Here is an 11,103-nt window from a genome sequence, read left to right as displayed (position 1 = left end):
CTGCTCAACTCGGCGACGGCGAGCCTGATGTCGACGCTCTTCGTCCTCGTGCTGGCGCTGCCGGCGGCATACGCGCTGTCCATCCGCCCGGTCCGCAAGTGGACCGACGCGATGTTCTTCTTCCTGTCGACGAAGATGCTGCCGGTGGTGGCCGGGCTGCTGCCGATCTACCTGTTCGCGAAGAACGCCGGGCTGCTCGACAACGTGTGGCTGCTCGTCATCCTCTACACGTCGATGAACCTGCCGATCGCCGTGTGGATGCTCCAGTCCTTCCTCGCCGACATCCCCGTATCCGTCATCGAGGCGGCGCATATGGACGGGGCCGGGCTGCCGACGGTCCTCGTGCGCATCGTCGCCCCGCTGGCCGGGCCGGGCATCGCCGCCACCTCGCTGATCTGCTTCATCTTCAGCTGGAACGAGATGCTCTTCGCCCGGGTCCTGACCGGGGTGGTCGCCGAGACCGCCCCGGTGTTCCTGACCAGCTTCGTCACCAGCCAGGGCCTCTTCCTCGCCCAGCTCTGTGCCGCGTCGGTCGTCGTGTCCCTGCCGGTGCTCGTCGCCGGCTTCGCCGCCCAGGACAAACTCGTCCAGGGCCTTTCGCTAGGAGCGGTCAAATGAAAGCTGCGCTCATCGAGGCGCCCGGCAAGGTATCGGTCACCCAGGTACCCGACCCCACGCCGGGGCCGCGCGAGGTCGTCGTCGACGTCGCCGCGTGCGGGCTGTGCGGCACCGATCTGCACATCCTCCAGGGCGAGTTCGCTCCTGTGCTGCCCGTAGTGCCCGGCCATGAGTTCGCGGGCGAGGTGGTCGGCGTCGGCAAGGACGTGACGGAGGTGTCCGTCGGCGACCGGGTGGCGGTGGACCCGTCGCTGTACTGCCACGAGTGCGCGTACTGCCGGGCCGGTCGCGGGAACCTCTGCGACCGGTGGGGCGCGATCGGCGTCACGGTCTCGGGCGGCGCCGCCGAGTACGCGGTGGCCCCCGTCGCGAACTGCGTGCGCCTGCCCGAGCACGTGGACGTGCGCGACGCCGCCCTCATCGAGCCGCTGTCCTGCGCGGTGCGCGGCTACGACGTGCTGCGCTCCACCCTCGGCGCGGAGGTCCTGATCTACGGCTCCGGCACCATGGGCCTGATGATGCTGGAACTGGCCAAGCGCACCGGCGCCGTCAGCGTCGACGTCCTCGACGTCAACCCGGATCGGCTGGCCACGGCCCGTTCGCTGGGCGTCTCGCGGGCGGCCGCGAACGCCGACGAACTCGACCGCCCGCAGGGCTGGAACCTCGTCGTCGACGCCACCGGCAACGCCGCCGCCATCCAGGACGGCCTGGGCCGCGTCGCGAAGGGCGGCACGTTCCTCCAGTTCGGCGTCGCCGACTACGCGACGACGGCGGTCATCGAGCCGTACAAGATCTACAACCAGGAGATCACCATCACCGGCTCGATGGCGGTCCTGCACAGCTACGAGCGCGCGGCGGCCCTCTTCGCCGGGGGCGTCCTGGACCCCTCCGTCTTCATCAGCGACCGCCTGCCGCTGGACGACTACGCCGAGGCGATCGACCGCTTCAAGGCGGGCAAGGGGCGGAAGATCGTGGTGGCTCCGTAGGCCATTGCGATGGGGCTTGGACGGTGTCAGGGAGCCAGATGATGGTCACGATCGAATCGGCGTTCACAGAGCGCCCCTACCGGTCGGCCCGGCGGGCGAGTGCCCCAACCGGGGCCCGGCATCGACTTGATCTGCATCTCTTCAAGGAGATCCTTTTCGGGCATCGTCAGCCGACCGGCGGCGATGACTCGTAGACTGCCCGTCAGGGACCGCACGAGTACGACAGGCCAGGAGCACCCCGACCTGACTCCGCAATGGCACCACGACGAGTGGTTGTCCCGGATCCGCCCCCAATGAGGCAGATCCGGGATCCGTCCCCCAATTCCCTTATTAATTCAGTAAGCTACTGAGTTATGGACTTCACAATTATCAAGCACGCGGTCGAGGTTGATCACGGCATCAAGCGCTTCTCTATGCACTTCATCAAGAAGCATGCCGCGCCGGAGCGAGCTCGCCTCAGCTCCGAGCTGTGCACACAGATCAGCGAAGAGTTCGAAAAGATCGGTCTCTCCACTCTGCCGCGGACACTGCCGACATCCGAGAGCGATTTCGTTTGGGTCATGCAGCGTGACAGCGTCCTCGGGGAAGTCGTGGCCATCGCCGCCGCTCTGGCGCATCTGGATGAGCTCGGGATGAACCCCCTCCCTCAGGTATTGGACAACTACCCGCGGGCCAAGGGCAACTTGAGCTGAAGTGATACGGAAGCGGCACGTATGACTCCTGCGTACCGTGCATACCGAACGCGCCCACCACAACCAGTACGGGGAGAGCTAAGGGAGTTCTTCAGGCAGCTGGGAGTCTGCGAGAGAGTGGATCATGCAATGTGCGAGCCAGAAGAAGGCATCCCGTATTTCGTCCTGTACCTACCAACGGATACGGAGTCTCGTGGTCCGTGGAGGCGCGTTGTGGCCGCCCCGGCCACCCGGCTGATCCGTTCCAGCCACGAACCGCGCACCTGCCTACAATAGGCGTGCCCCAGTGTGATGTTGCGCCTACCGCAGGCGGCATCGGTAGCCGTTGCGGTCGTAACTGCAACCGAAATAACGGCACGAGGTGTTCACTTGGGTTGATACCGTCGGCCACGGAGGGGAGAGACATGGCCCGTCTAGGGTAGGAGCCGGGTGGCGTCGTTTTAGTGACCACCAATCAGCGATACTGCAGCAGGTGGCCGTTGCCACCGGTCAGGCAGTGGCGCTTAGCACCTGCCCTCCTCGGCCAACCGAGTTCGGATCGACTTACGAATGGCTTCGCCCCCGCTTGACCTGCATCGATCGTGAAGCACGAGAAGCCCGGCCGGTTCGCCACCCTCAAGCGATCATTGCTCCGCTTACAGCTCGGTCACCAGAGTCAGCGTTCACACCGGGGGAGCAACAACCCAATCACCACCCACGGTTCGTGGCCGATCTCCCATAGCCTTCGACGAACCACCCTTGCAGTCAAGGAGCGGAGCCACCCCCCTCTCCCCAGTGCCATATCAAGATCCTTCTGTGAGATCCCTTAAAATTCCCGTGCGCGCCCGCGACTTGAGGGTAAGGTCACCCCAACAGGCCGCGCCAGCCACACTGGCGGTGCCTGCCACCCACCATTTGGGCAACAGCACGGTCAGGAGCCACAGATGAGCAGCGCTGAAGATCTTCCTGTCTATCTCGTCGGCTCCTCCGGACGGCTGCCATATCAGACTATATGTGCGCTAGAACTAGCAAATACTGAGATTCCGAGGCATCTACACAGATGGAACACGCTTCTCAGCGATTTACACATCCGCACAACGGGGCCCCTACTGTATCCACGCAGGCTCGTCAAGGGGGGCTACGGCATCCACATAAGGACCGCCACCCTCAAGGCCGCGCAGGCGCTTGGCCGCCAGCGCACCGGGCGACTCATCGAAGCGCTGGCCGAGTTCCCCACACCGCTCGTCGCCCACATGCCAAAACGGCACGCCAAGCAGGCCGAGCGTGACCTGCTCACCTGGCTGTGCACTCGACTCGCCGGTCGCCCCTCGGGGCTGGCCGTCTTCCATACCAGCCGGGGGGTCAAGTGGTACAGCCTCACAGCGGACTGTCCGGATTTTGAACCCCTCCCACCGGGATCTCCCGCACTGGAGACCCTCTCCTGTCACGCGACCAAGGTCGAGCCGCTCCTGACGCTCGCAAAGCTCGATGCTCGCGTCATCTATCTGCACAAATGCTATGGGGGCGTGAGCTGCAGGCCAACCTGGCTGCCGCAGGATTTACTTTTTGAATATAAGGATTGCTCAACTGAAATATACACATAACGACCCTCAGGGCGGCGAGTTCAGACGACTCGCCGCCCTTCGTGGCGGCCACCGCAGGCTAGTTCGAACCACATTGGAGATCTGTGCCCATGACCACCAGCCAATCCGCTGCCCTTTCCATCGACGTCCTCTGGGGCACGGACACGATCCGAGTTACCAACATCTTGCCGCGTCTCCCTGCTGACTCGACGGACAGTCACGTCCCGGCGGTGACCACAGCGGGCCTGGCCAATCCAAGTACCTGGCTACCGGACGCTTCATTGAAAGCCATAGCGCGTGCTTCAACTGGACCGGAGGCGCTGTCAGTTCAGCTCCACCCGACGAAGGATGAGCCCTCGGGTCTGCTGATGATCGAGAACGTCGAAGGGGCGACACTACGGTCGGTTGTCACCCGCGTCCTGCTAAGCGAGTTGTTCCCCGGCCCCCAGCCTCGTACTGGCATGGAGGTCTCGGAGGTACCTGACCCGCAAGTACACGGGATCACCCATGAGGGCCATCCCAGTGCAATCGTGCAGTATCGCTATGAGAACCTTGCCCACCTGCGGAACCATGTGTGGCAGACCATCCACGCGACGCTGTCGCTCAACAGCTACGCGACCTCCATCCTCACGCGCTCCGTCACCCGTAATCTGATCACCCACCCCGCCGAGATCGCCTTCGAGGACGGCACAGAGTCGATCCACCTTCTCGTCGTCCGTGACGGGATCACCCGGCTCGCCAGCGCCTGGGCCGTACTGGCCGGGCACGGCACCGACCCCGCCGAGGTGGCCACCCTGGCCACCAACGCGCTGCTGGGCAGCGCCTCGGCCGCAGGGCCCGGGATTGAGGATCGACTGGCCGCCAGCCGGGCTCAGTGGCGGCAGGGGCTGCGGCGAGAGTTCGACGATCAGATGAAGGGGGCGACGCCCGGCCTTCGGTCCGCTCAGATTGCTCAGTCCTATGTCGTTCCGGCACAGATCGTCGTCGGGGTCGAGGGACACGAGGGCCGGGTCCTGTCTCCCGAGGATATCTTTGACGACGCCATTCGTTCGGTACTGGCCTCGGTACACGTCGAGTTCAAACAGTGGGAGCCGGCGGCTCAGAACATCGAGGTCATCACCCGGGCCCTGAAGCGGATCATCCAGCAGGGTGACCCGCGCTGGAAGACGGCCGATCTCCAAGCGGTGTACGGCCTTGCCGTCGGCCGCATTCCCGTGGCCGAGCTTCCGCAGATCTTCGGAGGCGATCCGGCTCCTCCTGCGGCCGCCTTGTGGCGTGCCGTCTATCTGGTCAGCGCCCTGACGCAGCCGGACCTCCTGGAGCTTCTCAAGGACCAGGCCAAGGCGATCAAGGGCGGCCAGCGGATGAGCATGAAGGGGTTCGGCGAACTGCTCGGTCCGATCATCGACCTGCCCTGGCGTGCGAAGAAAAAGCTCGTCACCAAGCAGGCGCGAAACGCCTGGAACAACGGCGGCGTCCTGTCAATCGACGTCACCCAGGGCTGGACTCCGCAGCCCACTGACGACTTCATCGAGTTGATCGCACCGGCGATGAACGGCGACGACGACGCCCGCCGCACCCTCGCTGTGGCCGGCGGTGTCGCACTGATCGCCGACAAGCTTCTGACCAGGAACGTCGGCTCGTCGTTGGGAGCCAAGAAGGAGAAAGGCGGCGTCCCTTTCCGTTCGGACGTGAACAAGGTCATCGAGGGACTCGCACGGCCGACGAACGAAATCGGTCTGTGGACCCTCGCACTGGCTGCCAACACCTTCCGCGGTGACGATCTACCCCAGAACTCCGTGCCCAGGCAGAGCCTAACCGGCAAGGAGTCGGCCACGTCCACCGAGGCGCCGTACGTGTACTTCAAAGTCGATCTCGATGCCCCGGACCGTATCGCCCGCGACGCCAATGGCGTGCCGATGCCACTGTACGAGTGGGATGTCGTCGAGGCCTCGGATCCGGAACGCACGGCGCCGATCGTACCGCCGTCAACGACACCCAATTCAGCACTGGTTCGGATTCCGGCGGGGCCCTCACCGAACAATGGGACGGCGCTGGCCAACCGCGACGTCCACACCAGTGCTCCTTCCGGTGAAGTACCCGTCACCACGGAACCGGCGACGGCACTGTTCCAGTATGGCGCTGCTCAGGGGGCCGAAGATGCTCTGCCTGCTGTCCCGGTTCCGGCCCCGCGCTTCGAAGACGCTTCGGCACCTCCGAGCCAGCGTGCTGCCATGCATCGCAAGGCACTCCATCTCGGGGTGCAGGGCTCCCGTGACGCACTCGACCATCTGCACGCCCTGGAGCCGGAAGTCGGAGGCCACACCCCGCTCGTCCCGGCGAACCAACTGGATGAACTCCACAAACTGCTGGTCGGCATCCTGACTGACGTGGAGAACCTGCGGCGCAGGTCCGTGGAAATCAAGGGGGACGATTCGGAATCCGAGGAGCCCCAGGAAACGGCCCTGGACTAAACGGTACGAGCTCGTAGGCTCAAAATCCCCCACTGCGACGGTGACACACCAGGTCAGAACCGGTGCTGAGAGATCAGACCGGTTCTGATGTGGCACAGGCCTGATTTGGGGAACCGCCGGGGTGTCTATTCCCGGTTACTGCCATCAAGTGGCGATGGCGCTGGGGCGATCCAGTACACGTGCAACGGTAGACCGGACGGGGGTTGGGAAAGGATTTCCCGCCGAATTCAGGAGCGGCGGTCGTATAGGGTTCATACGGGCAGCAGGGCCAGTGGCTTGCCGGTCGGGGTGGTCGAGCCGCCGGCGGGCTCGACCGTCACGCCCACCCCGTCGGCGCCCCGGGGCGTACCGGTCAGCAGCGTCGCACCGCTGGAGCCACCGGAGCCGCTCGGTATGAGCAGCCCTGCGGGGACCATCGTGCCGCCGCGGCTGTACCAGAGCTGGTAGACACGGGATTGCGGCAGGTCCGGCAGGCCGTCGTAGACGAGGGCCGAGCGGCCCTGGCGCTCCGAGGCGACGAGGGTCGCGGTGCCGCCGCCCTTGAGCGCGGTGGTGTGGAAGGAGGCGTCCGGGGCGGCCATCAGCGCGCTCAGGGTGGACGCGCGCTGCTCGGCGCGGGCGGCGCTGTCGCGCTGCTGGTCGGCGTCGTGCCGCGCGTCGAGGGCGAGTCCGCCGGCGGCCAAGGCCGCCGCCAGGCAGGCGGCGACCGCGAACTGCGGCAGCCGGTTTCGCAGCCGTCGGCGCAGCGGTACGACCGCGGCCTCGCGCCGTACGGGCGGCAGTTGCCGGACGCCGGGCAGCGCCGCCATCACGCGCGTACGCAGCTGCGCCGGAGGAACCTCGGCCACCGCGACCGCCAGCCGGGCCGCCGTCTCGCGCAGCTCCCGCACCTCGCGGTCGCACGCCGGGCACCGTACGAGGTGGCGCTCGAACTCCGCCGCCTCCTGCCCGGACAGCGCCCCGAGCGCGTACGCACCGGTCAGGGTGTGCAGATCGACGGTGCTCACGCCGCCACCCCCAGGCAGTCCCGGAGCCGGATCAGCCCGTCGCGCAGCCGCGTCTTGACGGTGCCCAGGGCCGTGCCCAGCACCTCGGCGGTCTCCCGGTAGGTGTAGCCCCGGTAGTAGGCCAGCGTCACGGACTCCCGCTGCAATTCGGTGAGTTGGCCGAGGCAGCGCCGCACCTGCTCCCGTTCCAGGCGCCGTTCGACCTGCTCGCTGACCTCGTCGAAGGGGACGGAGGCGGCGCCCGCCCCGGCCCGCTGCTCACGGTCGGCCGCCGCCTGCGCGGAGCGCACCCGGTCCACCGCGCGCCGGTGGGCCAGCGTCATGATCCAGGACATGGCGCTGCCCTGCCGCGCGTCGAAGCGGGCGGCGGACCGCCACACCTCGATGAGCACGTCCTGGGCGACCTCCTCGGACTGGGCGGGGTCGCGTACGAGCCTGCGCACCAGTCCGAGGACCGTGCCGGCCACCGCCGTGTACAGGCTCTCGAACGCCTGCTGGTCGCCGCGCGCGACGCGGTCCAGCAGGGTTTCGAGGGCGCCGTGGGCGGGGGACGGGTACGGGCCGCCGGGGGCCGTGACGGGCATGGTCGCCTCCGAACTGCTCCGGTCCTTACTTCTTGGGGAGCAGGACGCTGTCGATGAGGTGGACGGTGGCGTTGGCGGTCTGCACATTGCCGCAGACCACGTTGGCAGAGCCGTCGACCTTGTAGGACTCGCCCGAGCCGGACGTGGTGAGCTTGCTCTTCGCCAGCGTCTCGTAGGAGCCGTCGGCCAGCTGCGCCGGGGCGATCCTCTCACCGACGACGTGCCCGGTGAGGATCTTGGTGAGCATCGCCTTGTCGGCCAGCACCTTGTTCAGCTGATCCTTGGGGATCTTGCTGAAGGCGTCGTTGGTCGGCGCGAACACGGTGACGTCCTTGGCATTGTTGAGCGTGTCCACGAGGCCGGCCTTCTTCACGGCGGCCACCAGCGTCGACAGGGCCGGGTTGTGGGAAGCGGCCGTGGCGACCGGGTCCTTGGCCATCCCGTCGAAGCTGCCCGCGCCGTCCTTCGGCACCGACGAGCACGCGGGTCCGAAGGGCTTCGACGCGGCGGTGTCCATGCTCTCGTCCCCGCCGCCGGTCTCGGAAGGTTGCTGCGAGGCGGAGGACGAGGCGTCGGACTTCTTCTCCTTGTCGTTGCCGCCGCCGTCGGAACAGGCGGTCAGGGCGATCGGCAGCAGCGCGGCGGCGGTGACGGCGAGGGCGGCGCGGCGGCCGAGGCGGGACGTGATGCGAGTGTTCATGGTGTGCTCCAAGCGGTGTGTCGGTGGTCCGATGTATCGAGGTGGGACGAGTACGAGCGGTGGTCGGGCGTCGCACGTCGGATGCCGGGTCGCGCGGGTACCGGTGCACGGCCCTGGCGGGTGTCAGGTCACGGTGACCACCACCGAGTGCCGGCCCGTGGCGCCGTCCGGGATGGTGCGGGCGCGCGCGGCGGTCTGTACGTAGCCGGTGCGGTCGGTGGCCCGTACGTGCAGGGCGTGCGTGCCGGGCGTGGCCCGCCACGCGAACGACCACTGCCGCCAGGTGTCCACGCCCGCCTCGGCGGCCAGTTCGGCCCGCTGCCAGTCGCCGTCGTCGACGCGTATCTCGACGCGGTCGATGCCCTTGTGCTGGGCCCAGGCGACCCCGGCCACGGTGACGGCGCCGGCCTTGACGTTCGCGAACGGCTTGGGAGCGTCGATGCGCGACTGCGTCTTGACGGGCGCCTTGGCGGCCCAGTCGCGCCTGACCCAGTACGGGTCGTACGCGTCGAACGTGGTCAGCTCGATGTCCTTGATCCACTTGCAGGCGGAGACATAGCCGAACAGGCCGGGTACGAGCATCCGCACCGGGAAGCCGTGCTCGAACGGCAGCGGCGCCCCGTTCATCCCGACGGCGAGGAGCGCGTCCCGGCCGTCCAGTACGGTCTCGACGGGCGTACCGAGCGTCATGCCGTCCACGGACCGGGCGACGAGCTGATCGGCCGGACCGCCACGGGACGGCGCCCGCACCCCGGCCTCCCGCAGGACGTCGGCGAGGCGCACCCCGAGCCAGCGGGCGGTCCCGACGTACGGGCCGCCGACCTCGTTGGACACGCACGTCATGGTGATGTCCCGCTCGACGAGGGGACGGCGCAGCAGGTCCTGGAAGTTCAGGGTGAGCGGCTTGCCGACGCCCTTGCCGTGTACGCGCAGCCGCCAGCCGTCGGCGTCCACGCGGGGTACGGTCAGCGCGGTGTCCACGCGGTAGAAGTCGCGGTTGGCCGTGGTGAACGGGCTCAGACCGGGCAGCTTCAGGTCCACGCCGCGCGGCAGCGGGGGCGCGGGGGAAGCGGGCGCGGGGAGCTTGACCATGGCGCGCGACTCGGCGGCGCGTTCGGCGTCGGCGGCGTTCAGCGAGCGGCCGAGCGGTCCGGCGACGGTGGCCGCCGCGGTGGCGCCGGCGAGGCCGAGGACGAAGCCGCGGCGGTCGATGCCGGAGCGCTCCCCGGGCGTGGCCGGGGCCGCGCCGGGCGTCGGCAGCCGCGCGGCGAGCAGGTACAGCACCACTGCTGCGGCGAAGGCCCCGACGAGGGAGGGGACGGCGTCCAGCACGCCCTGCGAGTCGGGGCGGCTCGTCGCCGCCAGGGCGCCCACCACGCCGAAGACGAGCACTCCGGCGGGGGCCGCGCGCCGGAAGCGACGGGCCAGGGTGCCGAGGGTCATGGCGAAGAGGGCGAGTACGGCGACGATGCCGAGCTGAAGGACGAGCTTGTCGTTGGTGCCGAAGTTGCGGATGGCCCAGACCTTGACGGCCGCGGGCGTGCGGTCGATGGCCGCGCCGCCGACCGCCGTGACGGGACTGGCCTCGGGACGTACCGCGACGGCCGCCAGCTCGGCGACGGCGAGGGCCACATAGCCGGCGACCAGGCCGCTCAGCGCGCCCAGCGCGGCGGGGAGAAGACGATTGCGCCACGTTCTCATGCCCCGTATTCGGAGCGGGGGCGCGGGCGGATTGGTGGAAGGCCGAAAAGATTTCGCGGGGGCGGGAGCTCGGTGTGAACAGCGGGCGCAGGAGGGTGGGCACGCGCGGAGGCGCGTAAGCCTGGCGCATGCCGGGTGTGCATATGTCCGTGTTTCGTAAAGGGCGGCAGCTTCCTCAACCACGGCACTCGCGGTGGGCCACAGTGGGGCTCGCCCGGCGACAGGCCAGGCATCAGGTAACAGCAGCCCCAGAACAAAGGGCTGTTCGCAGGAGGTTCACGTGATCCGTTTCGCACCGCGTCTCGCCACCGCTGTCCTGGGCTCGGCGGCCATGGCCGCCGCCCTGGCCCTGCCGGCCTCGGCCGCCGGCCACCCCACGCCGCCGGGCAAGCACCGTTCGCCGGTCGTGCTGGGCGCCGTCCAGGCCGACAGCCCCGGGCACGACGACCACTCCAACCGCAGCCTCAACGCGGAGTGGGTCACCGTGAAGAACACCGGCCAGCGTCCGGTCGACTTGAAGGGCTGGACCCTCACCAGCGACTGCACGCACAAGGTCTACCGCTTCCACCACCTGACTCTGGGCGGCCACAAGAGCGTCCGGGTCCACACGGGCCGGGGCCACGATACGGCGCGTGACGTCTTCCAGAACAGCCGCGAGTACGCGTGGGACGACCACCGCGACACGGCCACCCTCCGCAACGCCAACCACCACACCGTGGACACCAAGCACTGGGGCCACAGCCACCACGCTCACCACTGACCGGGCCCTCCCACGGTGC

The 11,103-nt window shown here is 68.0% G+C and carries 10 protein-coding genes; 6 read left to right on the top strand and 4 right to left on the bottom strand.

Going from position 1 to position 11,103, the window contains the following annotated elements:
• From ACFU99_RS18270 to ACFU99_RS18250, 5 genes are all read left to right on the top strand, one after another.
• Positions 1–618, top strand: a 618-nt coding sequence (locus ACFU99_RS18270) for a carbohydrate ABC transporter permease (RefSeq protein ID WP_384392825.1), incomplete at its 5' end; no start/stop codon positions are given.
• Positions 615–1,604: a zinc-dependent alcohol dehydrogenase family protein gene (locus tag ACFU99_RS18265; protein WP_384392824.1), complete on the top strand. Its 990-nt coding sequence runs from the start codon at positions 615–617 to the stop codon at positions 1,602–1,604. The genes ACFU99_RS18270 and ACFU99_RS18265, both read left to right, overlap by 4 nt.
• A 353-nt stretch (positions 1,605–1,957) precedes the next feature.
• Positions 1,958–2,296 (top strand): hypothetical protein, encoded by a 339-nt coding sequence (locus ACFU99_RS18260; protein ID WP_384392821.1) that lies wholly within the window; start codon positions 1,958–1,960, stop codon positions 2,294–2,296.
• Between the two features lie 923 nt (positions 2,297–3,219).
• On the top strand, positions 3,220–3,879 hold the full coding sequence (locus tag ACFU99_RS18255; protein ID WP_384392819.1) for a hypothetical protein: 660 nt from the start codon (positions 3,220–3,222) through the stop codon (positions 3,877–3,879).
• 89 nt (positions 3,880–3,968) lie between these two features.
• Positions 3,969–6,332, top strand: coding sequence for a hypothetical protein (locus tag ACFU99_RS18250; protein WP_384392816.1), 2,364 nt, complete (start codon positions 3,969–3,971; stop codon positions 6,330–6,332).
• A gap of 251 nt (positions 6,333–6,583) precedes the next feature.
• Here the strand turns inward: ACFU99_RS18250 and ACFU99_RS18245 are convergent, their stop codons facing one another.
• The 4 genes from ACFU99_RS18245 to ACFU99_RS18230 all read right to left on the bottom strand — a co-directional run bounded on the left by ACFU99_RS18245 (position 6,584) and on the right by ACFU99_RS18230 (position 10,324).
• Positions 6,584–7,339 (bottom strand): anti-sigma factor domain-containing protein, encoded by a 756-nt coding sequence (locus tag ACFU99_RS18245; protein ID WP_384392813.1) that lies wholly within the window; start codon positions 7,337–7,339, stop codon positions 6,584–6,586.
• Positions 7,336–7,923: a sigma-70 family RNA polymerase sigma factor gene (locus tag ACFU99_RS18240; protein ID WP_384392810.1), complete on the bottom strand. Its 588-nt coding sequence runs from the start codon at positions 7,921–7,923 to the stop codon at positions 7,336–7,338. The genes ACFU99_RS18245 and ACFU99_RS18240 overlap by 4 nt, the downstream gene beginning before the upstream one ends.
• 25 nt (positions 7,924–7,948) lie before the next feature.
• Positions 7,949–8,623 carry a fasciclin domain-containing protein gene (locus tag ACFU99_RS18235; RefSeq protein WP_384392807.1) on the bottom strand — a complete coding sequence of 225 codons (675 nt, stop codon included), beginning with the start codon at positions 8,621–8,623 and terminating at the stop codon, positions 7,949–7,951.
• 123 nt (positions 8,624–8,746) lie between these two features.
• A complete protein-coding gene (locus tag ACFU99_RS18230) occupies positions 8,747–10,324 on the bottom strand; it encodes a molybdopterin-dependent oxidoreductase (protein WP_384392804.1) in 1,578 nt (525 codons plus the stop codon).
• Between the two features lie 280 nt (positions 10,325–10,604).
• Between ACFU99_RS18230 and ACFU99_RS18225 the strand changes: the two genes are divergently transcribed.
• A complete protein-coding gene (locus ACFU99_RS18225) occupies positions 10,605–11,084 on the top strand; it encodes a lamin tail domain-containing protein (RefSeq protein WP_384392802.1) in 480 nt (159 codons plus the stop codon).
• The last annotated feature ends 19 nt before the right edge of the window (positions 11,085–11,103 follow it).

Origin of the sequence: Streptomyces sp. NPDC057654, assembly GCF_042800135.1 — a bacterium.
Classification (GTDB): domain Bacteria; phylum Actinomycetota; class Actinomycetes; order Streptomycetales; family Streptomycetaceae; genus Streptomyces.
This window is presented reverse-complemented; position numbering and strand designations above follow the sequence as displayed.

Bases quoted from the DNA above. Each gene is read 5' to 3' on its own strand.
- ACFU99_RS18240 (WP_384392810.1), bottom strand. From the start codon at position 7,923: ATGCCCGTCACGGCCCCCGGCGGCCCGTACCCGTCCCCCGCCCACGGC.
- ACFU99_RS18260 (WP_384392821.1), top strand. From the start codon at position 1,958: ATGGACTTCACAATTATCAAGCACGCGGTCGAGGTTGATCACGGCATC.
- ACFU99_RS18255 (WP_384392819.1), top strand. From the start codon at position 3,220: ATGAGCAGCGCTGAAGATCTTCCTGTCTATCTCGTCGGCTCCTCCGGA.
- ACFU99_RS18250 (WP_384392816.1), top strand. From the start codon at position 3,969: ATGACCACCAGCCAATCCGCTGCCCTTTCCATCGACGTCCTCTGGGGC.
- ACFU99_RS18235 (WP_384392807.1), bottom strand. From the start codon at position 8,623: ATGAACACTCGCATCACGTCCCGCCTCGGCCGCCGCGCCGCCCTCGCC.
- ACFU99_RS18230 (WP_384392804.1), bottom strand. From the start codon at position 10,324: ATGAGAACGTGGCGCAATCGTCTTCTCCCCGCCGCGCTGGGCGCGCTG.
- ACFU99_RS18265 (WP_384392824.1), top strand. From the start codon at position 615: ATGAAAGCTGCGCTCATCGAGGCGCCCGGCAAGGTATCGGTCACCCAG.